This window comes from Winogradskyella vincentii (assembly GCF_020166345.1).
In the GTDB taxonomy this organism is placed as follows: Bacteria; Bacteroidota; Bacteroidia; order Flavobacteriales; family Flavobacteriaceae; genus Winogradskyella; species Winogradskyella vincentii.
This window is the reverse complement of sequence record NZ_JAIUJS010000004.1, coordinates 407,139-431,317: the sequence shown is the minus strand read 5'-3', so window position 1 is coordinate 431,317 and position 24,179 is coordinate 407,139. Positions and strand designations below refer to the sequence as shown.

The window sequence follows — 24,179 nt, the reverse complement described above, 5'->3', positions numbered from 1 at the left end:
AAAAATAAACTACTAATTTTGCAAAGCTTTTTTAATAAAAGATATGATACAGAGAATACAGACACTATATTTATTTCTGGCAGCCGTAATATCTGCTGGTCTTATTTTTGTATTTCGTTTATGGACAAATAGCGAGGGCGCAGAAGTATTTGCCCTAGATAATTATTTGTATTTAGGCCTATTTATTGGCTCTGCTTTGTTATCTTTAATTTCAATTTTTAGTTTTAAGAAAAGGAAGACTCAGTTTGTTTTGGGTCGACTTAATATAATATTAAACTTTATTTTACTAGGAATCTTTGTAACTCAATCTCTAAATTTATCTGGAGAAACTAACGTTTCTGAGAAAGGTATTGGGATTCTTCTTCCTGTTTTTTCTATTGTGTGTTTAGCCTTGGCTAACAAGGCTATTAAAAAGGACGAAGATCTTGTAAAATCTGTAGATAGATTACGATAGAACCTAAAATCTTAGTAGTATTAGTGCGAAAAACCCAGACGCTGTCGTCTGGGTTTTTCATTTTCTATCTTTTGTACTCTATAATTTCCAAGTTGTTTATGTTACTTCCATTGATTGTAAATCTTAACATTGTTCGGGCCTTATGAAAACCATGTTTACCAATCGCTCCAGGATTCATATGTAATAAGTTCAATTTTTTGTCGGGCATTACTTTTAAAATATGAGAATGGCCGCAAATAAAAATATCTGGAGGATTGTTCCTTAATTCCTCACGTATTCTATTATTATATTTAGGTGGGTATCCACCTATATGTGTTATCCAAATGTCTAATTCTTCGCACTTAAACCTGTTGTGCAATGGAAATTCTGCTCTTGCTTTTGAATCGTCTATATTACCATATACAGCTCTAAGAGGTTTAAGGTTTTTTATTGTGTCAGTTACATGCAAATCACCAATATCACCGGCATGCCATACCTCATCAGCTTGCTTAACATGTTTAATAATATTATCGTCTATATAACTATGAGTATCTGAGAGAAGGAGGATTTTTTGCATTAAGATAATATTGTGATTATAACTCTTAAATCTGTTTATCTTTGTGAATTATATAGCAAAAATAGGTAATCTTTTGAGATATTTTCTAGAACTATCGTACAATGGCAAGGCCTATCATGGCTGGCAAAATCAACCTAATGCAATTACGGTGCAGGAGGTGATAGAGAAAGCATTATCTACTTTGTTAAATGATAAAATTTCAATTGTTGGTGCGGGTAGAACTGATACTGGTGTGCATGCCTCAAAAATGTTTGCTCATTTTGACTATGAAGGTAAATTAGATTCACTTGACTTAGTTTATAAATTAAACTCTTTCTTGCCAAGAGATATAGCTATATCTAAAATAAGGAAGGTAAAAACAGATGCGCATGCTCGTTTTGATGCAATGAGTAGGACTTATCATTACAGAATCTCAACACATAAAAATGTATTTAATTTTGATTTTTCTTATCAATTGCAAAAACAACTGGATGTTAGCAAAATGAATGATGCTTGCAAAATCTTATTTGAGTATAAGGATTTTCAATGCTTTTCTAAGTCAAATACAGATGTAAAAACGTATAATTGTGATATTAAGGAAGCTCATTGGCAAGAAAAGAACAACGAACTTCTATTTGTGATTTCTGCAGATCGATTTTTGCGAAATATGGTAAGAGCAATAGTAGGTACTATGGTGAATATTGGTCTAGGAAAAATGACGCCTAATGAATTGCATAAGATTATTGCTTCTCAGGATAGAAGTGAGGCAGGATATTCAGTACCGGCACAAGGGTTAAGTTTAGTGGATATTAAATATCCTGAAGACATTTATAAAACAGATTCCGATATAGTTTCGGCATAATATGGCAGAAGAAGGAAAGAAAATATTTGATGTTTCGTTGTTTAAGCGATTGTTACAGTACATAAGACCTTATCGTACAGTATTTATTATTTCCCTTATTTGTGTTATTGGATTGGCCGTTTTTGGAGCGTTTAGACCTTATGTGTTAAAAGAAGCCATTGATGTAAAAATAGCAAATAAGGAATACGATGGATTTGTTTTTTACATGTTAATAATGCTGGTATTGTTAATATTTGAGGTTGTCTCTCAATTGCTATTTATATACTATGCAAGTTGGCTAGGTCAGTCTGTTGTTAGGGATATAAGGGTAAAACTTTTTAAGCACATGCTTAAGTTTAAAATGACCTATTTTGATAAGTCGTCAGTAGGAGTTTTAATTACACGTGCTGTAACTGATATGGAGCGTATTGCCGATATTTTTGGGCAAGGATTGTTCATGATATTTAGTGATATCTTAAAGATGGCTGTAGTTGCAGGTTTTATGGCCTTCATTAATCTAAAATTGAGTCTTATTGTATTTGTGGCAATGCCAATTATAGTTTTTGCTACAAAGATCTTTCAAAAATATATGAAGCGTGCGTTTGAAGATGTACGTACTGAGGTTTCAAATTTAAATTCCTTCGTACAAGAACGTGTAACAGGAATGAAAATAGTCCAACTATTCACTCGTGAAACAATAGAATACAGAAAATTTAAAGCCATAAACGAACGCCATAAAAAAGGATGGTTAAAAACCGTTTGGTACAACTCTATATTTTTCCCGGTTGCAGAATTTGTATCGTCAGTAACTATGGCATTGGTTATTTTAATTGGAGGTTATGGAGTTGTTGCTACATTGCCAGGTACCACACTTGGTGATTTAATAGCATTCACCATGTTTATACCAATGCTATTTAGACCATTGTATCAAATAGCTAATAAATTTAATACGTTGCAAATGGGTATGGTAGCAGCAGATCGTGTATTTAAAGTATTGGATACAGATTCTAATATTGACGATAAAGGAACCCAAATTGCTAACCACTTCAAAGGCGATTTAGAATTTGAAAATGTACGATTCTCTTATATTAAAGATGAAGAAGTTTTAAAAGGTATTTCGTTTAATGTCGAAGCTGGAGAGACGGTTGCCATAGTGGGAGCCACTGGTGCAGGAAAGTCAACTATAATAAATCTGCTTAACCGATTTTATGAGATTGATGCTGGAGCAATTAAAATTGACGGTACTGACATTAAGGAGATGACATTGAATTCACTAAGAAATCAGATAGCTGTTGTATTGCAAGATGTCTTTTTGTTTGCAGATACCATTTTAAATAATATTACACTAAACAACGAATACATCACTGAAGAAGATGTTGTAACTGCGGCTAAAGCTATTGGTATACATGAGTTTATTTCTAGTTTACCTGGTGGTTATCACTATAACGTTAAGGAACGTGGTGTAATGCTCTCTTCTGGTCAGCGCCAGTTAATATCATTTCTTAGGGCTTATGTTACAAATCCAAGTATCTTAATTTTAGATGAGGCAACATCTTCAGTTGATTCTTATTCTGAACAATTGATACAGGATGCAACCGATAAAATTACCTCTGGTAGAACGTCCATAATTATTGCGCATAGACTGGCTACAATTCAGCAAGCTGATAAAATTATTGTGATGGATGCTGGTCAAATCGTAGAAATGGGCACTCATAAATCTTTACTCAAAAAGGAAAATGGCTACTACAAGAATCTTTATGAAGTTCAGTTTTTAAAGGAAGAACCAGTCTAGTTATTTGGGTTTTAACGACTCTAGATCAATAGTGCCTGTTGCAAGCATTATTAAAAATGCTAAAATGGATAATCCCATATAAAGCACAAAAAACAACGCAAAGAAAATAAAGGACTTTAATATTAACGATCCAATAGATAGTTTGAATATTCTTTTGAGAATATAGGCATGGTATATAAACATTAATGGCCAAGTTAATATACTATATAATAGGAATTGGTCTGGTACTAGTAGAAGTACAGTTTGGGACAATAAGACCGAAAATATACTCATCAAGGACATAGAGTACAAGTAAATTATTACGTGTTCGGTGAAATTAAATTTCTTGTCCAAAAATACTACCCATGAAATTATTGCAAAAAATGGTACTATAAAAGAATAGATTAAGGAGTTGTATTCTAAAGCATTGCTCGATGTTGCATCAAAGATTTGTTGAGAAGCTTCAACACCTTCAAACAGCTGTGAATAATCTAAATATTGCAGATAGAACTTCTTTAATATAAAAACGGATAATCCTGATAGAGTTATTGCAAGGCCAAAAAAGCTGATAGGATTTACATATTTTTTTCTTACACCATTAATATAACCAACGATAACATCTTCTGGCTTGCGCAATAAGTTTGTTATAGTTCTTAATAGTTTATTGTCATAATTAAAGAATGTTTCACTAAGATGTTCAAATAGATTTTTAAGAGTTAACCTATTTCTTATAACTCGTCCTCCACATGATCTGCAGTAGTCGTCTTGCTTTTGTAGTTCTATGTTACAATTTTTACAATTCATGATTATTTTTTAATAGCATCAAAGAATCCAGAAAAGAATGCAATTAATAGAAGTATTATTGCAATCACAAATCCAATTAAACCAAATACCACCATAACTAATAAATAGAACGCAATACCATTCCAAAAATCTAGTTTGAATACCTTTTTTAAGGTGTAAAAATGATAAATGAAATTGAGTAATGATACGACACCCGATATTACCAAATAGTCTAAACCAAAACACAGGAAAATAATACTCAATAAGGCCGTAATAATGATTACCTGAGCATAGTAGTAGATGTTTAAAACCAAATGTTCTGTGAAATTATAAAAGAAATTTGGTCTAATGATAAAATTAACCAACCAACTTGCTAAGGCATAAACAGGAATTGTTAGCACGTAAAGTACACTTTGATATCTGTTAATATCATCAAAACTTTCAAGATTTATATTAAAGGGATTGTTTTTAGAATTACTATTTGATTCCAATGATTTTAAAGTTTCAAATGAAGAATTTAATTCTTCAGTAAAAAACGAATCCATCAAAAAAACTTGTATCCCAACAAGAGTTAGTGCAATTGCAAAATACTGTAATACATCAATATATTTTTTTCTAGTACCATTAATGTAACCATTTATAACCTCTTCGGGTTTTTTAAAAAGATCAATAAATGTCTTTAGGAATTTATTGTCAATGGATAAAAACTGTTCATTAATTTGTCTAATTAAGACTTTTGGTCTTAAGCGGTTTCGTATATTTTTTGCACCACACTCAAAACAAAAATTTTGATTATCTTCAATTGTAGTATGACAATTTTTACATTGCACTAGGCTAGGTCTTTCTTGATTTTTTCTGTTAAATCGTGTGTGTCCTTGTACATCACAAATTCGCCATTTTTTATATAAGAGATCTGTCCAGTTTCTTCGCTCACAGCAATAGCAATGGCATCTGTTTTTTCTGTTATACCTATTGCAGCCCTGTGCCTTAATCCAAATCGAGCTGGAATATTCTTTTCATTATTAACAGGCAGTATAACACGTGTTGCTTTAACTACATTTTTGTCTACGATTATTGCTCCATCATGAAGCGGACTATTTTTAAAGAAAATACTTTCTATTATTGGCTGTGATACTAATATGTTCATTTCATCACCTGTAGTAGTTAAAAAATCTAAATTGTTGTTTCGCTCAATTACAATCAACGCACCAGTGTTTGAAGCTCCCATTTTACTGCAGGCATTGATAATTGCATCAACATCTGTCGTGGTTTGATCTTCGTTTTTTAGAAACTTAAAATTTTTGAAAATACTTTTTTTACCACCAATATTTGTTGAACCCACTAGTAATAGAAATTTTCTAATCTCTGGTTGAAATACCACAATTAGTGCAATAATCCCAACCTTCATGAATCCATCAAAAATACTGTAGAGCATATGCATTTGAAGGTAGTCCGTAAGACGCCATGCGAGGTATATAACCAGTATGCCAATAAATATATTTACAGCAACTGTGCCTTTTACTAGTTTATAAATATAGTAGAGAAGTATAGCTACGAGGAAGACATCTACAAAATCAATAAATCTAAAATCCCAAAGTTGTAAATCGTCCAAGGTTTGTGCTTTTTGCTAATTTAAGAATTTATGTTAATAAATGAATTCGTTATTTGAGATTCTATTTTCTAAAGGTCTTAATACGTTTTTTAAGGTAATGTAATTTTGAAAACTCAAGTTAGGGTTTATAACAAGAAAAAGTTTTTCGTCCTTACCAAATTCTCTTTTTATAGTTTCTAATGATTGTTCTATATTATCTAAGGATAATGTTGTGTTTGGATCTAAAGAAGTAGAAAATGAAATATCGTTTAGACTTTCAATTGTCATAAAGCACGAATCTTCAATGGTTTTAGACGCGCGATCATAATTCATATAGTGAGTGTCTGTAAACTCCATAAATCCTAAATTCCCAAGGCTTGTGTCGTTGCATGTAAAATAATTCTTTGCATTTTCATTTTTATGCATCTGAGCATTTCTTTTTTTGTCTTGGAGAAATTTGATATGAGGTATTGCCTGTCTTAAGGAAAGCCGTTTGTCTACATTTATTAGCCAGTTTGTTGTGCTAATTAGATTTTTTCTGTTTAACAATGTAGAATCAGGTTGACTTTCATCATAAAATATATAAGCAGGTGATACATCAAGAACCTCTGATATTTTAGCATTTTCAATTTCTGGAAGCTGTAATACACGTTCATTATTACAACTAAGCATAGATAATAATATTAAAAAATAGAAATGCCTTTTCATTTAGTTAGTGTGTAATTTATTAAACAATGTAACACATTCCATAGCTTCTTTAACATCATGTACGCGTAGAATTTTAGCTCCTTTTTGAAGTGTCAACATATTAAGTGCGGTTGTGCCATTTAATGCTTTTTCGCTTGACGTATTTAAGGTTTTGTATATCATAGATTTGCGAGACACACCAGCTAAAATAGGTTTGCCAACAAATTGAAGTAATTCCAATTTGTTTAAAAGTTCAAAGTTTTGTTCTAATGTTTTTGCAAAACCAAATCCTGGATCTATTATAATATCAATAATCTTGTGTTTATGTGCTTTGAAAATTCGTTCAGCAAAATAAGAGTTAATTTCCTTAACTAAATCTTCATATTGTGTTTGATTTTGCATTGTTTTGGGATTACCACGCATATGCATCATAATATAAGGGACTCCCAATTTTCCAACAGTTGATAACATATCGTTATCAAGATGGCCTGCTGATATATCGTTTATAATTGAAGCACCTGCTACAATACTTTTTTGTGCAACTTCACTTCTAAAGGTATCAATAGAGATTAGAGTTTCAGGAAATTTATTTAATATCAATTCAACCACAGGTACAACCCTGCCAATTTCCTCATTAAGGCTAATCTCTTTAGCGCCTGGTCTAGAACTGTAGCCACCTATATCTATAAATGTCGCGCCATCATTTAACATGGTCTCTACCTGATTCAAAATTTCAAGTTCATTTTTATATTTGCCACCATCGTAGAATGAATCTGGTGTAACATTGAGTATTCCCATTACTTTTGGTGAGCTTAAATCAAGCAACCTGCCTTTACAATTTATGGTCATATTAAATTTTAAAACTTAGCTAAAAACTTTAAAGGTCAAACTTTGAACTTCTAATTTATTTATGCGAAATTTACGGAAATTATTATTGAATTAAATGCAAGATACTTCCAAACAATACGACGCCGTAATTGAACAATGTAGAACCCTTTTTAAGAATAAGATGAGTGATTATGGTAGTGCTTGGCGTATTTTGAGATTGCCTTCGTTAACTGATCAAATTTTTATAAAAGCACAACGCATAAGAAGTCTTCAGCAAAATGCAGTTAGAAAGGTAGATGAGGGAGAGGCGAGTGAGTTTATCGGTATAATTAATTATTGCATAATGGCACTAATACAACTAGATAAAGGAGTTGTGGAGCAACCTGACATGGAGACGTCTAAAGCTGTAGATTTATATGATGAAAAAATAGGAATAACCAAGCAACTAATGTTAGATAAAAATCATGATTATGGAGAAGCTTGGAGAGATATGAGAGTGAGTTCCTTAACAGATTTAATATTGCAAAAATTATTACGCGTTAAACAGATTGAGGATAATGCAGGTAAAACTATAGTTAGTGAAGGTATTGATGCAAATTATCAAGACATGATTAACTATGCTGTGTTTGCAATGATTCATCTAGGAGAATCTAAGTCTTAACTTTAAAAAGTATTTATGAAATATCTAGTACATATTAGTAGAATATTTGTCGGCATTTTATTTATTATCTCTGGTTTTATAAAACTTAATGATCCATTAGGTTTCTCTTATAAGCTTCAAGAATATTTTGGAGCAGATGTTTTAAACTTGGAGTTTTTAATTCCATATGCCTTGATATTTTCAGTTTTTGTTGTTGTGTTTGAGGTAGTACTCGGTGTTTTTCTTCTTATTGGATATAAACCAAAATTCACTGTTTATAGTTTATTGGCTATGATAGTGTTTTTTACATTCCTAACCTTTTACTCGGCCTATTTTGATAAGGTTAAAGATTGCGGTTGTTTTGGAGATGCGTTAAAGCTAACACCATGGGAGAGTTTCACCAAAGATGTTATACTGCTAGTGTTTATTTTGATTTTAGTATATGGTATAAAACATATAAAACCATTATTTAAATCATTGCCAAATACTGTTCTCGCATTATTAAGTTTTATTGTTTCACTTTGGTTTGGATATCATGTGTTAATGCATCTGCCATCAATTGACTTTAGGGCATACGCCATAGGGAAAAATATCCAAGAACAGATGATTATACCTGAAGATGCACCAAAACCAGTTTTAGAATACACATGGACATTTAATGTTAATGGGGAAGAACAGGAGTTTGTGACTAATGGTAGTTATCCAACAGTTGATGGAGAATACGTAGGTGTTGAAACTGAAACTATAGATGAAGGATACATACCGCCAATTCAAGATTTTTCAATAGAATCAGATGATGAAGACTTAACCTCATATTACTTAGATAAAGAAAAATTGGTGATTGTTGCCACGTATAATATTTGTTCATCAGAAGAAGATGGGTTAATAAAACTAAAAAGCTTTACCGATAGAGCAATAAATGCTGGTTTTACTGTAATAGGTTTAACATCGTCTGGAGAAGCTGAAAAACAAAAGGTGAAATCAGATTACAATCTTAATTTTAATTTTTACCTCTGTGATGAAAAGGTAATTAAGACAATTGTTCGTGCGAATCCGGGAGTGGTAATTTTAAACAAAGGGACGGTTGTCAATAAGGCACATTGGAATGATATTGAAGATATACAACTTTAAGTTTGATAAAATATCTCTTAAATAAATTACTGTATGCATTTATCACCTTAGTAGGTGTCATTACAGTAATTTTCTTTTTGTTTACCATTTTACCTGGTGATCCTGCAAAAATGATGTTAGGACAAAACCAAACAGCCGATCAAGTTGAAGCTGTTAAAAAAAAGTATGGTTTTGATAAACCTTTGGCTAAGCAATATTTATACTATCTCAACGATTTATCTCCAATATCTTTTCATTCTAATAATCCTGAGGATTACACATTCTTAGGTCCAAACAAATATACCGCCACTGATTTATGGACTATAGGTAAAACAACGACTGTTTTAAAGTTTCCTTATTTGAGGGAATCATTCACAAAACAAGGAAAAAAGGTAACTCAGGTAATTGGTGAGACTATTCCTAATACATTCGTTTTAGCTATTTCTGCCATAGTAATTGCAATATTGTTAGGGATTGCCCTTGGTATTGTTTCTGCTTTGTTTAAGGATAAATGGATAGATAAATTAATTCAGGTATTAAGTACTCTAGGTATGAGTGTGCCTTCATTTTTTAGCGCAATATTATTTGCATGGCTATTTGGTTTTGTGCTTCATGAATACACAAATTTAGAGATGACTGGTAGCCTATATGAGTTGGATGACTTTGGCGAAAAAATGACCATTCAATGGAAAAATTTAATTCTACCAGCAATCGTTTTAGGAATTCGGCCATTGGCAGTGGTCATTCAATTAATGAGAAATTCATTACTAGATGTGTTAGGTCAGGACTTTATTAGAACTGCAAGAGCAAAAGGACTAAGTGAATTCCAAGTTATTAAAAATCATGCAGTAAAAAACGCTTTAAATCCTGTTGTGACAGCTATTTCTGGTTGGTTTGCATCTATGTTGGCCGGAGCGGTATTTGTAGAATACATATTTGGTTGGAATGGTCTGGGTAAAGAAATAGTAAATGCATTAAACACACTAGATTTACCAGTGATTATGGGTGCAGTACTTGTTATAGCTATTGTGTTTATTACCATAAATATTCTAGTAGATGTCATATATGCTTGGTTAGATCCAAGGGTGAAGTTATATTAGGCAATTACATGACACATATCAAGGGTGTTTCTTCATTAATACCTTATTTTTGTAATCTAAAATCAAAATAAAATTCAATTCATAATATCATGAGAAGACAAATAGTTGCAGGTAATTGGAAAATGAACAATGGCCTTATACAAACAGAATCGTTAATTGTAGAATTAAAAAAACAATCTAAAACTTCTAATGCTGAGGTTATGATTGCACCAACCTTTACGAATTTGTGGCATGCATTTGAAGCTACGAGACAACATGATATTGAAGTTATAGCACAGAACATGCATTTTGCTGAGAATGGTGCATATACTGGTGAAATCAGTGCAGGGATGCTTAAAAGTATAGGTATACAAACAGTGATACTTGGGCATAGTGAAAGACGCGCTTATTACAATGAAACGGATGAGGCGTTAGCTAAAAAAATTGATGCAGGATTATCTGATGAAATGAATATGATTTTTTGTTTTGGTGAAGAGCTTGCTGATCGTAAAGCAGGAAATGAGGAAGCGGTTGTAGAAAGTCAAATAAAGAATGCATTATTTCATTTAGATGCGAGTGCATTTAAAAGTATCATTTTGGCATACGAACCGGTTTGGGCTATTGGTACAGGAGAAACTGCTACACCAGAACAAGCTCAAGATATGCATGCATTTATTCGTAAAACTTTAGCAGGTAAATACGGGCAAGAGGTTGCCGATTCGGTTTCTATTTTATATGGAGGTAGCGTAAAACCAAATAATGCTAAAGAAATTTTTTCTAAGCCAGATGTTGATGGTGGATTAATTGGAGGAGCATCTTTAAAAGCAGAAGACTTTTTTGCAATTGTCAATGCTATATAGCAATGGCGGTTCCCATTTACATAGGGTATGAATTTAAGGTGAATCCTTTACAGCCAGCAACAGAGATTTTAATTGCAGAATTAGGATATGCAGGTTTTGAAAGTTTTGTCGAAAATAATGAAGGTCTAACCGCTTATATTCAAAAAGAGGATTGGAATGCATTTATTCTAGATGGTATAAACATCTTGAAATCTTCTGAATTTGCGATTACCTACAGCTTTAATGAAATTGAACAAACCAATTGGAATGCTGAGTGGGAAAACAATTTTAAACCTATTGTAGTAGATGATTTAGTAACTGTTAGGGCGCCATTTCATGACAAGCCAGATACTAAATATGACTTGATTATAGAACCAAAAATGAGTTTTGGAACCGGCCATCATGAAACTACGCACATGATGATTCAACATATTCTAAAAAACGACTTTAAGGGTAAATCTGTCTTGGATATGGGCTGTGGTACAGGAGTTCTGGCTATTCTTGCAGAAAAAGTAGGGGCAAACTCTCTAGATGCTATCGATATTGACAATTGGTGCTATATAAATAGTTTAGAAAATGTAGAGAGAAATAAATGCAAATATATTTCTGTTTATGAAGGAGATGTGTCTCTTCTAAAGGATCAAAAGTACGATGTTACTATAGCTAATATTAATAGAAATATTCTACTCAATGATATTCCAACTTATGCTAAGCATCTTACTAAAAACGGATTACTTTTTTTAAGTGGTTTTTATGAAAAAGACATTCCTCTTATAGAGGCGAAGTGCGAGATGAATATGTTAAAATTGGTCGAAAAAATTAAAAGAGGTGATTGGGTATCGCTAAAATTTATAAATTAGTATTGTTATGAGTCCTAAAGAAAAACAATCAGAAGAATTACTCCTTAAGGAAGAGGTTGTAAAGCAGAACGAAATCATATTATTTAATGACGATGTTAATACTTTCGACCATGTAATAGATACCTTAATTTATGCTTGTGATCATACACCAGAGCAAGCTGAACAATGTTCTATAATTGTTCATTACAAAGGTAAATGCACTGTTAAAACAGGTCCTTATGAAGAATTAGAACCTAGGTGTTCAAAGCTCTTAGAGGCAGGCTTAAGTGCAGAAATAGTATAAAAAAACCGCTTTTATGCGGTTTTTATTTTTTCACTCTTCCTACAGCACAGCTGACAAAAGATTTCGCCTTAGTGGGTAATGAATTAGCTTCACCCTCAATTGGATAACCCAAATCTGCAAGCTTTTTGGTTGCATTTAATATGTCTTTGTCAGAATTATGACTAAAACTTACCTCATCTGTATCATTGTTTACAGCAACCTCACTTATACCATCTAATTTAGACAGTTGTGTTACGATTGTATTGGCACAACCATGACACTTTAAATTTTGAATTTTTATTGTTGTCGCTTCCATATCTATTCGTTTTTTATTTTGCAAGTGCTAATGCCAAATACTCTATAAAGTGGACAGAAGTTGACAAGACTTGTAATTAAGAAAACAATTGCAACTGCCATTAAAATGTAGGCTAAAGTCCCTTCAATAATATCCATATAATACAATACTGCAATAACTACAGCAATTAAAGTACGTACGCCCTTATCAGCGTTGCTCATGTTTTTTTTCATAATTTATTGTTTTACAGTGTAGTTGGACAAACAAAATCTGTTGTGGGTAAATCTGTTTTCTTAATTGCTCCGAAACCTCCAGCTACATCAATGAGATTGTTAAATCCTCTAGCTTTTAAAATTGAGGCTGCGATTACAGATCTGTATCCACCAGCACAATGTATATAATATGTTTTGTTTTTATCAACTTCATTCATTTGTTCATTAATAAAATCTAAAGCAAAATGCTGCGCATTTTCTAGGTGCATAGATTGGTATTCGCCTGGCTTTCTAACATCTAAAATGTTTATTTCAGAAGCCTTTGCCTTATCTGCAAATTCTATTGCTGAAATTGATTCTAAAGTTTCAACATCTTTGCCAGCATATTTCCAAGCCTCAATGCCACCTTCTAGATAACCTAATGTATTGTCGTAACCTACTCTTGACAATCTTGTTACAGCTTCAGCAGATTTACCTTCAGGAACAACTAGTAAGATAGGTTGTTTTATATCAGTAATTAGCGCTCCTACCCATGGTGCAAACTGTCCATGCAATCCAATAAAAATGGAATTTGGAATATGGCCTTTAATGTATTCTGATTCGCGTCTAACATCCAAAATTAATGCAGATTCATGGTTCGCCAATGCTTCAAAATCTTCAGGAGATAATGGTGTATCACCAGTTTGTAATATGGTGTCAAAAGCATCATATCCCATTTTGTTCATCATAGCATTTTTAGCAAAATACTGAGGAGGAGGAGCAATGCCATCTAAAACCTCCTTAACAAATTCTGCTTTTGTCATATCTGCGCGTAAGGCATAATTTGTTTTCTTTTGTTCACCTAATACGCCTACAGTTTCTTTACTAAGATTTTTTCCACATGCAGAACCTGCTCCATGCGCAGGGTAAACAATAACATCATCTGCTAAGGTCATTATTTTGTTTCGCAATGAATCAAACAGCATTGCGGCTAAATCTTCCTTTGTTAAATCTGATTTTATAGCTAAATCTGGTCTACCAACATCACCTAAAAATAAGGTGTCTCCCGAAAAAATTGCATGATCTTTTCCGTTTTCGTCTATGAGTAAATACGTGACCGATTCTAATGTATGACCTGGAGTATGTAATACCCTAATAGTTAGGTTACCTAATTTTAATTCTTCTTCATCTGATGCAACATGAATATCATAATCTGTTTGCGCTCCTGGACCAAAAACAATGGTGGCATTGGTTTTATTTGCCAAATCTACATGGCCAGAGACAAAATCCGCATGAAAATGCGTTTCTAGAATATATTTTATTTTGGCGTTGTTTTTTTTCGCTTTTTCAACATATTGTTGCGTTTCTCGTAATGGATCAATTATAGCAACCTCACCAGCCGACTCAATATAGTAAGCACCTTGTGCTAAACATCCTGTATATAATTGTTCAATTTTCATAATTAGTTTTTTTCAAGTGATACAAAGTTACGAAACTTCGTTTTTTGTAAAGTGATTTTTATCACATTGGTTTAAAATAACTCTTTGTAGATAATATAGATGGCCATAAAGAGAGTAAAATAGCCAAATCCTTTTTTTAGTTTTTTACCACTAATAAATTTTGACAACCACACTCCAATAATTATTCCTATTATTGAAAGAAAGGTAAAAATTAATAGAAAATTCCAATCTATTTCTAAGTTGGCAATATCGCCAAGAAATCCAATCAAGGATTTTATCGCAATAATTAAAAGTGAGGTGCCAACGGCAGTTTTCATAGGTAGTTTTGCTAAAATTACAAGAGCGGGAATAATTAAAAACCCTCCACCTGCACCCACGATTCCCGTAAGTATACCAACTCCGATGCCCTCTAAAGCAATAAGAGGATAATTAAATTGGATATTTTGATGACTTGATTCTTCAACTTTATCTTTTCTATTTCTAATCATGGAAATACTAGCCATTAACATAATAATGGCAAAAAATACCATAATGAAGATATTATTAGTTACAGTGAACTCACCAACTGAAAATACCTCAGTTGGTATCATTGGAACTAAAAAGCGTCTCGTTAGAAAAACGGCTATAAAAGCTGGGATTGAGAATATAATTGCTGTTTTAAAATCTACTCTGCCTTTTTTGAAATTTTGAAAGGCACCAATGCTAGATGTTACCCCTACAACAAACAAAGAGTAGGCAGTTGCAACGATTGGATTTAAACCAATTAAATAAACCAGAATCGGTACCGTTAAAATTGAACCTCCTCCACCAATTAGACCAAGTACTAATCCAACTATAACAGCACCAAAATAACCTAGTATTTCTGTTACATCCATTTAGTGAGGTAGTTTGTCTTTAAACACGCCATATGCGTATGTGCCTAATAGTGCGGCTGCAATAACAATGAGCATTGAGAATACTCCTGTACCAACTAAGATATACATTGGCCCTGGGCAAGCACCACAAAGTGCCCAGCCTAGCCCAAAAATACTGCCGCCAATTATGTATCTCTTATATCCTTTATCTTTTTGCGGAACTCTCAGATAGGTGCCTTCAGTTGTTTTTAGTTGGCTTTTTTTAGAAATTAATAATATAATTACACCGCTTACTACGGCAGTGCCAATGATACCATACATGTGAAAAGACTGAAACTTAAACATCTCAAAAATGCGATACCATGAGACTGCTTCAGATTTAACAAGAACAATCCCGAAGAATATACCAACCAAAAAGAATTTTAAATACTTGCCCATATTAAAATAGTATTGGGTATATAAAATGAATCATAATTAAACCACCGATAAAAAACCCTACAACTGCTACAAGAGATGGTAATTGTAGACTGCTTAAGCCTGTAATTGCATGACCTGATGTGCATCCACCAGCATACCGAGTGCCAAAACCCACAAGAAAACCGCCAACAATTAAAATAGCCATACCCTTAAGGGTAAAAACAGAATCCCAACTAAAGAATTCTGGAGGTAATAAACTTTGACCTGGATTATTAAATCCTAATGCATTTAGGTCATTGACTGTGTTCTCACTTAAGTTAATATTGATAGGGTTTGAAAGAAGATGATGTGCAATCATACCACCAACTATTGCCCCTAACACCACAGTTAGATTCCATTTTTGGCCCTTCCAATCCATATCAAAAAACTTTACTCTTTTTCCGGCACCACCAATTGCGCAAAGGGTTCTCAGATTGGATGACATACCAAAGGTGCGGCCAAAATAAAGTAGTAAAAACATGACGAGTGCAATACATGGTCCCGATACATACCAAGGCCAAGGATCTAAAATATAATTCATAAATTAATTATTTAGCTAAAATAGAATTCTATTGTTTTGTTGATTGTTATAAATGTTACTAAAAGTCTACAACTATAATTTTATTTCTTCCCAATTCAATTTTGTTTTCTTTTTCAAGTTGTTTTAATAGGCGTGAAACAACTACTCTAGATGTATGAAGATCTTCAGCGATTTCCTGGTGTGTGATTTCGAGATTTGTATCTGCGGTTAGCTTAACCTGATCTGTTAGGTACTTAAAAAGCCTCTCATCCATTTTCATGAATGCTAAAGTATCAATGGTTTCTAACATTTCATCGAATCTTATTTGATAACTCTGCAATATAAAATCTCTCCAGCTTTCGTTGTTGTTGAACCACTCTCTCATATTGGCTAATGGAATCATTATCACCTTAACGTTTTCATCTGCAACAGCTCTGATTTTACTAATCGACTTTGCCATACAACACGTCAATGACATGGCACAAGTATCTCCAGATTCAAGCACATACAAAAGGAGTTCATCGCCATTATCATCTTCTCGCATTACTTTGATGTTACCCTCTATAAGTAAAGGAATGAATTCTAAGTTTTGACCAATGTCAATAATGATTTCTCCCTTATTGAATGTTTTGAGCAAAGCACAATTAGAGATGTTGTTTATTGTTTCAGAATCGAATAAATAATGAAAGGGTTGTAATAGTTCTTTATCTATCATAATTCAAAAATAATCATTTAGATTTTTGAAATAAATAGTTTGGTGGTTTTTTAAGAATTGTGTTATATTTGCATCCACTTAAAAAAGGCCTCGTGGCGCAACTGAATAGCGCATCTGATTACGGCTCAGAAGGTTACAGGTTTGAATCCTGTCGAGGTCACAAAAAATATAATTAGAAAAAACGTTCAAGTTTACTTGAGCGTTTTTTGTTGGTATTATTTTTAAAGGAGTACTTTTTGTGAAATATAATTATGTGGAAATTAAGAATGAGGTAAATTCAACTCATTAACTCTTCATTTCAATAGCTGTTGGTTTTTCCATTAGCTCATTTTCGTTCAAAATTCGACTATTTTAAATTTTTTTCACTTGTTTTCAGCGAAATAATATAACTTAATTAGTAAAATTACAGTATACGGTTTCTTTTAAATTTCTTCATCACTCACTTTTTCTCTTTCATTACTCGATAAATTATGCTTTGGTAGAATGTCTTTCCAAACATAAGTTTAAATTAAAATGATTAATTTAAAGCGTTATTAATCCAATAATACCTATTGAAAACTATGAAAACTTTTTTACTCAATCGCTCTGAAACTGGTAATAGCTTTGGACTTTGGCAATTTACACCGTCTGGAAATGAATTATTTACTAAAGTTTCCATAGATCTTGGTTCAGGTTTAGATTCAACATATCAGATGATATCTATTGGTAACTACATTCTTATCTGGGGACGAATGTATACTTCAAATGGTTTAGATCAATATCCATATGTGCTTAGGGAGTTTGATTCTAACCAATCAAATCCATTGGAAGGTAAGGTAATTCAGAGTGGTAATTGGCCTGTAACAAAGTTTTATCAATATTGGACAACATATTCTGGTAAAGACGCTGATCATGATCAGCTGACCCTTATACCCATGGGAACATTCGTTCTCTTTTTTGTTGGTGCAGAAGGAAGGGGAACCTATAGTCTATTTAATTTTGACCCTAATTTTTTAAATCCAAATACTACTGACCCTTTGATCGAATCGGAGGTTCAGGTCGGATCGGTAGCTTTTCAGTCCATTCAAGCAGGCCATGAATTAATACCACTAAATAATTATGTGCTTGATCGAATGCCAGATAAAACCAGCTATAGGATTTGGAGTTTTGATCCACAAGACAAATGTCCACTTTCTGTTCCTGCAGTAGTTGAAAGCTCCTTTCAAAATATACCTGCAGAAAATCAATTAATCACGATGGGAGAGTATTTATTGAGTTGGTCACCAACCGATTTGAGCTTTACCATATTTAGCCTAGATCCAAATGCTGTTGATCCATTTGGTGAAATCCTTCATCAAGGATACCTTCCCAATGAGATGCAAGGTTCTTCTTCATTGTTGACGATACAGGCAAGAGATAACAATTTATTGTCTACCAATCCTCGACCTGGCACTATCGAATATATGAGGTCCAAGATTAAGCATGTGGTATATTACATGCTAGAAAGCAGATCTTTTGATAATGTATGTGGATGGCTTTATGAGAATGACCAATCTTCGATTAATTTTATAGGCTCTGATGAGCCATACAATGGTGCAAGTACCTCCAATTACAATTGGTTTAAGGGGAAACAGATTTTTACTTCCAAATTCAAGGGCGGTATACCAAGTAAGAATTATGAACTTAATGATCAGTCAGCAGATCCATTTCATAGTGTAGCGGATAAGTTTATGCAAATGTTTAAAGATGGATTCTCAGGTTACATAAATGGATTGTCTCCGGATATGAGCGGTTTTGTATTGAACAATGCCAATCCAGATGTAATGCGTACTTTGAGTCCTGAGCAGTTACCTGTGTTAAATGGATTAGCATCAAATTATGCTATAAGCGATAGTTGGTTTAGTTCAGTTTGCGGTGGTACAACAATGAATAGAGCGTTCTCCATGACTGGCTCCGCCATGAATAAGTTGTATTCCTGGGAAGGTGGAAATGTTTATACTGAATGGTCAAAGTTTAGACATCGACAATCTATATGGAAAGTGCTTTACAGTAATGGTATTAAGGATTTTAAGATATACAATGCCATGATCTGGGAGAATTTTGCTTACACTTATAATCTGTTTCTCCAAGGACAAGTACCTAGTATTGATAATAACGCATGTCGATTTAAAGGAATGTTGTCTGAGTTTAAAGAAGATGCCAAGAATGGTAATCTTCCTGCTTTCAGCTTTTTGGAGCCATTTTGGATCGCCAAATCCGGTACTACATCTTATCATCCCAAGGCGAATCTCGTGCCTGGTGAAGTAGCCCTAAACGAGATTTATGAAACATTAAAGAATAGTCCAAAATGGAACGACACCTTATTTGTTATTACCTTTTCTAAAGGAGGTGGTATATATGACCATGTTGGGCCACCTAAAGGGGTAAAAGCTTGGCCTAATGATTCTGTAAACGGATTTGATTTTGATCAGCTTGGAGAGCGAGTTCCAGCTATTTTTGTCTCTCCTTGGATTAAGCAAAATACCGTGATTAGATCTGGTACGGATATTCCATTTGATGGTACTTCATTTGCGGCCACATTGTTGAAGTGGTTTGGTATTCCTAAAGGAAAATGGGCTTTAGGAGATCGTATGGATACTGCACCTACCATTGAAGCATTGTTTCAAGAAACTGAGGCAAGGAAAGATGCACCTATATTAAGTAATCCTTATGACAAATCACATCCACCTGGTTAAATCGCTAGGGTAGACTAAGGAATTCTATGGCTATCATAATTAGAGGTAATGCAATAAGTGAGATTAATTGGTTTAGCATACCTTGTGAAACAAAATCCTTATACCTATAAAAGGGATAGACAATGTTTTGACATCCTGAAGATGACATAATGGTTACTGATGGATAATGAGCAGAACGGCTCTAAATATAGGAGGCGTTCTAATCTTTTTGTTTTTTAGTATCTATGGAATTAAATAGCTTTTAGAATCTTTTTTGTAAAAGCCCAGTCAGATATAGTTAACCTCCTTAGTATTTAGATTTCTATGACTTGTTTCGATAATATATGTGCTACATTTATTTTTTGGGCATAACTAAAAGTTGAATTAGGCATCCTGTTTTTTTTATGGTATTCTGATTTTTACTACCTTCGATACATTAATTGTAACATAATTAACCTTACAATTTTTTTGCATCATCCAATTATTCTCCTTAAATACTTATTGATGTAACTTTTATTTATAGATAATTAATTAAGCATTTGTTAGAATAATTAGATATATGTTCTTTCCTAAAAAGTCATCACTAGATTTAAGTGAAAAAGAGTTTAAAGAAATTGGATATCAATTAGTAGATTCTGTCGCTCATTTAGTTAATAATATGTCAGAAATGGCATTAACTACTAATATTTCAACTGAAGAATTAAGAGATAAATTAGTTGATTACACGTTGTTAGATGAAGGTGTTTCAGCAAAAGATCTATTTGACAAAACAACCCAACTATTAATAAATTACTCATTGTTTAATGGGCACCCCAAATTTATGGGGTTTATAACGTCTGCTCCTTCACCAATAGGTATTTTAGCTGATTTCCTTGGTTCTGCTATAAACCCTAATGTTAGTGCTCAAATATTGAGTCCGATAGCTACGGAAATCGAAAAACAGACAATAGAGTGGATAAGCAGTTTCATTGGACTTAATATTAATTATGGTGGACTTTTAGTAAGCGGTGGAAACATGGCAAATTTTACCGGTTTTTTGGCAGCAAGAACAGCCAAAATTCCAAAAGATTTTAAAGAAAAAGGATTTTCTGGTTTAAAATCTAAATTGATAGTATACTGTTCTAAAGCAACGCATACTTGGATTGAAAAAGCTGTTGTGTTATTTGGTCATGGATTAAATTCTGTGAGATGGATACCTACCAATACTGATAATAGAATAGATGAAGAAAGATTGGAGAATGCAATAAAGCAGGATTTAAAAGATAACAATTCCCCATTTATGGTGGTAGGAACCGCAGGCGATGTAAGTACTGGAGCAGTTGATAATCTTGATGCTCTTGCGGAGTTATGTAAAAAATATAATTTATGGTTTCATATTGATGGTGCTTATGGAGCACCTGCCGCAGCATTACCAGAATTAAATGAAACTTTTGCAGGTATTACTCAAGCAGACTCCATAGCTTTAGATCCTCATAAGTGGCTTTATGCGCCTTTAGAAGCAGGCTGTATTTTAGTTAAAAACCCTGAGCATCTTACAAATACCTTTAGTTCTAGACCAGAGTATTATAAATTTGACGGATTTAGCCCAGAATTAGCTCATAATTTTTATGAATACGGAATGCAAAATTCTAGAGGCTTTAGAGCGCTCAAGGTATGGTTAATGCTTCAGCATTCTGGAAAAAATGGAATATTAAAAGCCATTAGAAAGGATATACAATTATCAAAATTATTTTTTGATCTCGCAATCGAGCATCCAAATCTAGAAGCCTTGACACAAAACCTAAGTATTACGACATTGCGTTACGTTCCTACCCATGATAACAATAAAAATAAATGGTCAAATCTTAATTATTTAAATAGCCTTAATGAGCAACTACTTGGAAGACTTCAGAAAAGTGGAGAGTTATTTTTGTCTAATGCCATAGTGAAAAAGAAGTTTTGTCTTAGAGCTTGCATCGTTAACTTTAAAACCTCTAAAAAAGACATAGAAGAATGTATTGATATCATAGTTAAAACTGGTGAACAGATACACTTTGAAATGTCTTCAGAGTATATATGATCTTTCATAAAGATTACTTCTCTTTTTTAATATAACATATTAACAAAAAAAACCATCTACTTACATTGAAGTAGATGGTATTTCTTAATTATACTGTCTCTACATGTGCAGTATTATGGGTCTTATTGACTTCGTCTAATCTTTTATGAAGTTCTTGGAGATTAACCGAAGTACTCATAATATCATGAGTCAATTTCTCACGTTCTTCTTGGCTCAAATTAGGTGTCATGTCTGTTATCATTCTAGGAACTGCTAATTCGTGAAGCCCATGTATAGGCAAATCTACTAAATTAGGATGCCCTTGTACATTTTTGATTTTGGCTTTATCGTTAGATTCAGGTTTTGGGAACATAGAATCATACGGTTCATCTAATGTTACTTTTTCCTTTCTTGGTTGTGATTCTGTTAATACTCCCTCAAATGTTGGTGCTTCGCTGGTTCGTTCGCCAAGACACCATCTAGATTTTGGTATACCAGACCATTCTAGTAACGTAGCTAGTATAGATGTAGAATCGTAAGATGTACCTGTGTCAGATCTAAATACCGTGTTTTTAGCAATCCAAGGAGAAACTAGTATTGTAGGTATACGAACACCCATAATATCAAAATTAAAACCATCAATGGAGTCATTAGCATATGGATTTACAGCATAAGGTGGTTTTACATGGTCTGCTATGCCACCATGCTCATCAAAAGTTATTACAAATAACGTTTTTTCCCAAAGAGGACTATTTTGTATTGCATTAAAAATATCATTCATTGTGCGCTCACCTGGAATTAAGTCGTTACCTGGGTGGTAAGATGTAGAACCATTACTTGCGACCCATTTAGGTTCAATGAATGAAAACTTTGGTAATGTGCCATACTTTAAATCATCATAAAATTGATTTAATTGAGGTGCATAATTACCTATAACAAAAGGATTGTCAATGGAGGGTATCTGGCCCTTTAAAAATAAATTATAAGTAAACTGACAACCAATCCATTCAACGGCGTTGTAAATTTTAAAATCTTTAATTCCGTTACTCCATAATACTTTCCAGATTGAAGGTCTGTGTGGATACTCTGACCATTCTGTGTATTCTACTCCATTTTGAAAGTTATCCAAATGACCTAGTGAAGACCCTGTTAAAGCAAAGGCTCTATTTACATCCGTTCCGCCCGGCATAGAGCAAAACCAATCATCTGAAATTGCAAAGTTTTCAGCCAAGCCATTAAGAACAGGTAATTGCTCTGGTGTATAACTTAGCATTACTTCTTCGGTACCATTATTTATAGCAAAACCTCCCATATCTGGTTCTGGTTTCTCGCCATCGAGATATTTTTGCAAAGTTTTTTTATCATTAAACATCTGACGAAGTACATCCGAATTATTGTGATAAGGGTCATTCTCATCTAAATCTAAAACAAAACAACCATCCTTGTCACCTGGTTTGTCGTTGCCTGTAACAGGATAACATTTTTTACCATCCTTAGTTGTTAAAGTGCTTGGGTCTGGTAATTTACCATCGTTATATTTTGTTATTGCATATTCTTTATTGTCATAATTATTGGTAAATGACTTATCTACTCCATCAAAAGGACCTTCTCTACCGATAACCTTGTAGTTAGCATTATTCTCATAAAGCCAGCCACAAACATGGTCAAAAGATCTATTTTCTATCATGTAGTAAACAACATGTTCAATTTTATCGCGCATAAAATCTAAAGAGCCAGGTGTGTTTGCATCTTGTTCGCCTTTTGGAATCAGTGTTTCTACAGCATTTAAAATTGAATCTTTGTTTATATCTGAAGGTAACGTTCCACTCTTGCCAGTTGATGTTAAAACATTAGGGCTTGTGGCATTAAAATCCCAAAGGCTATATTCATTGGTTTTAGCATTCCAGCTAATGACCTGAGTGCCCATAACAATGAGCTCATGGTCTGGAGTAATACCTAACGAGTTCCAATTTCCCCTATTTATTGCTGGATAACTTAATGGGTTTTCACTTTGGGCATCAAATTGCCAAATGTCATAGTCACCTGTTTCCTTAACATAATCTAACACATAACCACCTACGTGCATCAGTTCATGTCCTAATTCTACAGTAAGCCATGCGCCTTGAGGTGTTACTGGTGCTGGTAGTGGATCGAAAATATTTAAATCTGGATCTTTAGCATAGGCATGATCAAAATTGAATAGTTGATATGTCCCTCTACCTTGAGTAGGTATCCAATTAAGGACAAAATTATGCATAGAGACTAATTTTAAATTATCTCCACGTTCATAACCTTTTGTTGCGCCTTTTGGATTAGAAAAGTCAGATCTAGAACCAAAAAACTTCTTTTTAGCCCATTTCCCTGAATGCAGTGGGCTATTTGTCCATTTATTATTTTGATCATAACTGCCTAATGGTGTGCTTTCTTCTGGTTTACATTCATAGAGTTTCCATGCATATTCTTTGTTTTTATCCATCTCACTCCATTGTAATAAGAAATTTCCAACTTGAATGATTTGATCTCCCTCATTAATATTTAATGGTGTATTATAAGTTATTTCTTTAAGTAAGGAAGGGTCATTTGGATCAAAACTCCAAATTTGATAGTTGTTGGTTTTTTTGTTTTGACTCAATACGTATTGATAATTTTGATCAGACATTTTATCTATTTTTTAGTT

25 protein-coding genes and 1 tRNA gene are annotated in these 24,179 nt (G+C 33.2%); 12 read left to right on the top strand and 14 right to left on the bottom strand.

Annotation, left to right across the window (positions count from 1 at the left end; genetic code table 11):
• The first annotated feature begins 43 nt into the window (after positions 1-43).
• Complete coding sequence (locus LBV24_RS10535; protein WP_224478608.1) at positions 44-454, top strand: DUF4293 domain-containing protein; 411 nt, start codon at positions 44-46, stop codon at positions 452-454.
• Positions 455-518: 64 nt separating this feature from the next.
• Here the strand turns inward: LBV24_RS10535 and LBV24_RS10530 are convergent, their stop codons facing one another.
• Positions 519-1,010 (bottom strand): metallophosphoesterase family protein, encoded by a 492-nt coding sequence (locus LBV24_RS10530; RefSeq protein WP_224478607.1) that lies wholly within the window; start codon positions 1,008-1,010, stop codon positions 519-521.
• A gap of 73 nt (positions 1,011-1,083) precedes the next feature.
• Between LBV24_RS10530 and truA the strand changes: the two genes are divergently transcribed.
• Both truA and LBV24_RS10520 read left to right on the top strand, forming a co-directional pair.
• A complete protein-coding gene (gene truA, locus LBV24_RS10525; RefSeq protein WP_224478624.1) occupies positions 1,084-1,851 on the top strand; it encodes a tRNA pseudouridine(38-40) synthase TruA in 768 nt (255 codons plus the stop codon).
• A gap of 1 nt (position 1,852) precedes the next feature.
• Complete coding sequence (locus LBV24_RS10520; RefSeq protein ID WP_224478606.1) at positions 1,853-3,622, top strand: ABC transporter ATP-binding protein; 1,770 nt, start codon at positions 1,853-1,855, stop codon at positions 3,620-3,622.
• Here the strand turns inward: LBV24_RS10520 and LBV24_RS10515 are convergent, their stop codons facing one another.
• Genes LBV24_RS10515 through folP form a run of 5 tightly spaced genes read right to left on the bottom strand, consistent with a single transcriptional unit; the run spans position 3,623 to position 7,511 of the window.
• Positions 3,623-4,405 (bottom strand): DUF3667 domain-containing protein, encoded by a 783-nt coding sequence (locus LBV24_RS10515; protein WP_224478605.1) that lies wholly within the window; start codon positions 4,403-4,405, stop codon positions 3,623-3,625.
• Positions 4,406-4,407: 2 nt separating this feature from the next.
• Positions 4,408-5,214 carry a DUF3667 domain-containing protein gene (locus tag LBV24_RS10510; RefSeq protein WP_224478604.1) on the bottom strand — a complete coding sequence of 269 codons (807 nt, stop codon included), beginning with the start codon at positions 5,212-5,214 and terminating at the stop codon, positions 4,408-4,410.
• Complete coding sequence (gene cdaA, locus LBV24_RS10505) at positions 5,214-5,996, bottom strand: diadenylate cyclase CdaA (protein WP_224478603.1); 783 nt, start codon at positions 5,994-5,996, stop codon at positions 5,214-5,216. The genes LBV24_RS10510 and cdaA overlap by 1 nt, the downstream gene beginning before the upstream one ends.
• A gap of 33 nt (positions 5,997-6,029) precedes the next feature.
• A complete protein-coding gene (locus tag LBV24_RS10500) occupies positions 6,030-6,647 on the bottom strand; it encodes a hypothetical protein (protein ID WP_224478602.1) in 618 nt (205 codons plus the stop codon).
• Between the two features lie 36 nt (positions 6,648-6,683).
• On the bottom strand, positions 6,684-7,511 hold the full coding sequence (folP, locus tag LBV24_RS10495; protein ID WP_224478601.1) for a dihydropteroate synthase: 828 nt from the start codon (positions 7,509-7,511) through the stop codon (positions 6,684-6,686).
• 94 nt (positions 7,512-7,605) lie between these two features.
• Between folP and LBV24_RS10490 the strand changes: the two genes are divergently transcribed.
• The 6 genes from LBV24_RS10490 (at position 7,606) to LBV24_RS10465 (ending at position 12,301) form a co-directional block, all read left to right on the top strand.
• Positions 7,606-8,151, top strand: a complete 546-nt coding sequence (locus LBV24_RS10490; RefSeq protein ID WP_224478600.1) for a DUF1599 domain-containing protein — start codon at positions 7,606-7,608, stop codon at positions 8,149-8,151.
• A gap of 15 nt (positions 8,152-8,166) precedes the next feature.
• A complete protein-coding gene (locus LBV24_RS10485) occupies positions 8,167-9,261 on the top strand; it encodes a BT_3928 family protein (RefSeq protein WP_224478599.1) in 1,095 nt (364 codons plus the stop codon).
• 2 nt (positions 9,262-9,263) lie between these two features.
• Complete coding sequence (locus LBV24_RS10480) at positions 9,264-10,340, top strand: ABC transporter permease (RefSeq protein ID WP_224478598.1); 1,077 nt, start codon at positions 9,264-9,266, stop codon at positions 10,338-10,340.
• Between the two features lie 89 nt (positions 10,341-10,429).
• Positions 10,430-11,179 (top strand): triose-phosphate isomerase, encoded by a 750-nt coding sequence (gene tpiA / locus LBV24_RS10475; protein ID WP_224478597.1) that lies wholly within the window; start codon positions 10,430-10,432, stop codon positions 11,177-11,179.
• Between the two features lie 2 nt (positions 11,180-11,181).
• Entirely contained in the window at positions 11,182-12,018 is an 837-nt protein-coding gene (gene prmA, locus LBV24_RS10470) for a 50S ribosomal protein L11 methyltransferase (protein WP_224478596.1), read from the top strand.
• Positions 12,019-12,025: 7 nt separating this feature from the next.
• The gene (locus tag LBV24_RS10465; protein WP_224478595.1) at positions 12,026-12,301 is read left to right on the top strand and encodes an ATP-dependent Clp protease adaptor ClpS; all 276 of its coding nucleotides are present in this window, start codon (positions 12,026-12,028) and stop codon (positions 12,299-12,301) included.
• Positions 12,302-12,323: 22 nt separating this feature from the next.
• Here the strand turns inward: LBV24_RS10465 and LBV24_RS10460 are convergent, their stop codons facing one another.
• The 7 genes from LBV24_RS10460 to LBV24_RS10430 form a co-directional block, all read right to left on the bottom strand.
• Entirely contained in the window at positions 12,324-12,596 is a 273-nt protein-coding gene (locus LBV24_RS10460; protein WP_224478594.1) for a heavy-metal-associated domain-containing protein, read from the bottom strand.
• Positions 12,597-12,598: 2 nt separating this feature from the next.
• Positions 12,599-12,808: a YgaP family membrane protein gene (locus LBV24_RS10455; protein WP_224478593.1), complete on the bottom strand. Its 210-nt coding sequence runs from the start codon at positions 12,806-12,808 to the stop codon at positions 12,599-12,601.
• Positions 12,809-12,819: 11 nt separating this feature from the next.
• Positions 12,820-14,226 (bottom strand): MBL fold metallo-hydrolase, encoded by a 1,407-nt coding sequence (locus LBV24_RS10450; protein WP_224478592.1) that lies wholly within the window; start codon positions 14,224-14,226, stop codon positions 12,820-12,822.
• A gap of 71 nt (positions 14,227-14,297) precedes the next feature.
• Entirely contained in the window at positions 14,298-15,101 is an 804-nt protein-coding gene (locus LBV24_RS10445) for a sulfite exporter TauE/SafE family protein (protein ID WP_224478591.1), read from the bottom strand.
• Positions 15,102-15,518: a DUF6691 family protein gene (locus tag LBV24_RS10440; RefSeq protein ID WP_224478590.1), complete on the bottom strand. Its 417-nt coding sequence runs from the start codon at positions 15,516-15,518 to the stop codon at positions 15,102-15,104. It lies immediately after the preceding gene.
• A gap of 1 nt (position 15,519) precedes the next feature.
• Complete coding sequence (locus LBV24_RS10435; protein ID WP_224478589.1) at positions 15,520-16,077, bottom strand: YeeE/YedE family protein; 558 nt, start codon at positions 16,075-16,077, stop codon at positions 15,520-15,522.
• A gap of 58 nt (positions 16,078-16,135) precedes the next feature.
• On the bottom strand, positions 16,136-16,771 hold the full coding sequence (locus LBV24_RS10430; RefSeq protein WP_224478588.1) for a Crp/Fnr family transcriptional regulator: 636 nt from the start codon (positions 16,769-16,771) through the stop codon (positions 16,136-16,138).
• A gap of 86 nt (positions 16,772-16,857) precedes the next feature.
• Between LBV24_RS10430 and LBV24_RS10425 the strand changes: the two genes are divergently transcribed.
• The 3 genes from LBV24_RS10425 (at position 16,858) to LBV24_RS10415 (ending at position 21,523) form a co-directional block, all read left to right on the top strand.
• Positions 16,858-16,931, top strand: a tRNA-Arg gene (locus LBV24_RS10425).
• Positions 16,932-17,331: 400 nt separating this feature from the next.
• Positions 17,332-19,485, top strand: a complete 2,154-nt coding sequence (locus LBV24_RS10420) for an alkaline phosphatase family protein (protein WP_224478587.1) — start codon at positions 17,332-17,334, stop codon at positions 19,483-19,485.
• 538 nt (positions 19,486-20,023) lie between these two features.
• Positions 20,024-21,523, top strand: coding sequence for a pyridoxal phosphate-dependent decarboxylase family protein (locus LBV24_RS10415; protein WP_224478586.1), 1,500 nt, complete (start codon positions 20,024-20,026; stop codon positions 21,521-21,523).
• A gap of 88 nt (positions 21,524-21,611) precedes the next feature.
• Here the strand turns inward: LBV24_RS10415 and LBV24_RS10410 are convergent, their stop codons facing one another.
• Entirely contained in the window at positions 21,612-24,161 is a 2,550-nt protein-coding gene (locus tag LBV24_RS10410) for an alkaline phosphatase family protein (protein ID WP_224478585.1), read from the bottom strand.
• Positions 24,162-24,179 lie beyond the last annotated feature (18 nt).

Bases quoted from the DNA above. Each gene is read 5' to 3' on its own strand.
- LBV24_RS10490 (WP_224478600.1), top strand. From the start codon at position 7,606: ATGCAAGATACTTCCAAACAATACGACGCCGTAATTGAACAATGTAGA.
- LBV24_RS10465 (WP_224478595.1), top strand. From the start codon at position 12,026: ATGAGTCCTAAAGAAAAACAATCAGAAGAATTACTCCTTAAGGAAGAG.
- LBV24_RS10420 (WP_224478587.1), top strand. From the start codon at position 17,332: ATGAAAACTTTTTTACTCAATCGCTCTGAAACTGGTAATAGCTTTGGA.
- LBV24_RS10435 (WP_224478589.1), bottom strand. From the start codon at position 16,077: ATGAATTATATTTTAGATCCTTGGCCTTGGTATGTATCGGGACCATGT.
- LBV24_RS10440 (WP_224478590.1), bottom strand. From the start codon at position 15,518: ATGGGCAAGTATTTAAAATTCTTTTTGGTTGGTATATTCTTCGGGATT.
- LBV24_RS10485 (WP_224478599.1), top strand. From the start codon at position 8,167: ATGAAATATCTAGTACATATTAGTAGAATATTTGTCGGCATTTTATTT.
- LBV24_RS10460 (WP_224478594.1), bottom strand. From the start codon at position 12,596: ATGGAAGCGACAACAATAAAAATTCAAAATTTAAAGTGTCATGGTTGT.
- LBV24_RS10410 (WP_224478585.1), bottom strand. From the start codon at position 24,161: ATGTCTGATCAAAATTATCAATACGTATTGAGTCAAAACAAAAAAACC.
- prmA (WP_224478596.1), top strand. From the start codon at position 11,182: ATGGCGGTTCCCATTTACATAGGGTATGAATTTAAGGTGAATCCTTTA.
- LBV24_RS10530 (WP_224478607.1), bottom strand. From the start codon at position 1,010: ATGCAAAAAATCCTCCTTCTCTCAGATACTCATAGTTATATAGACGAT.
- LBV24_RS10430 (WP_224478588.1), bottom strand. From the start codon at position 16,771: ATGATAGATAAAGAACTATTACAACCCTTTCATTATTTATTCGATTCT.
- LBV24_RS10445 (WP_224478591.1), bottom strand. From the start codon at position 15,101: ATGGATGTAACAGAAATACTAGGTTATTTTGGTGCTGTTATAGTTGGA.
- LBV24_RS10515 (WP_224478605.1), bottom strand. From the start codon at position 4,405: ATGAATTGTAAAAATTGTAACATAGAACTACAAAAGCAAGACGACTAC.
- folP (WP_224478601.1), bottom strand. From the start codon at position 7,511: ATGACCATAAATTGTAAAGGCAGGTTGCTTGATTTAAGCTCACCAAAA.
- LBV24_RS10500 (WP_224478602.1), bottom strand. From the start codon at position 6,647: ATGCTTAGTTGTAATAATGAACGTGTATTACAGCTTCCAGAAATTGAA.
- LBV24_RS10415 (WP_224478586.1), top strand. From the start codon at position 20,024: ATGTTCTTTCCTAAAAAGTCATCACTAGATTTAAGTGAAAAAGAGTTT.
- LBV24_RS10535 (WP_224478608.1), top strand. From the start codon at position 44: ATGATACAGAGAATACAGACACTATATTTATTTCTGGCAGCCGTAATA.
- LBV24_RS10520 (WP_224478606.1), top strand. From the start codon at position 1,853: ATGGCAGAAGAAGGAAAGAAAATATTTGATGTTTCGTTGTTTAAGCGA.
- LBV24_RS10455 (WP_224478593.1), bottom strand. From the start codon at position 12,808: ATGAAAAAAAACATGAGCAACGCTGATAAGGGCGTACGTACTTTAATT.
- tpiA (WP_224478597.1), top strand. From the start codon at position 10,430: ATGAGAAGACAAATAGTTGCAGGTAATTGGAAAATGAACAATGGCCTT.
- LBV24_RS10450 (WP_224478592.1), bottom strand. From the start codon at position 14,226: ATGAAAATTGAACAATTATATACAGGATGTTTAGCACAAGGTGCTTAC.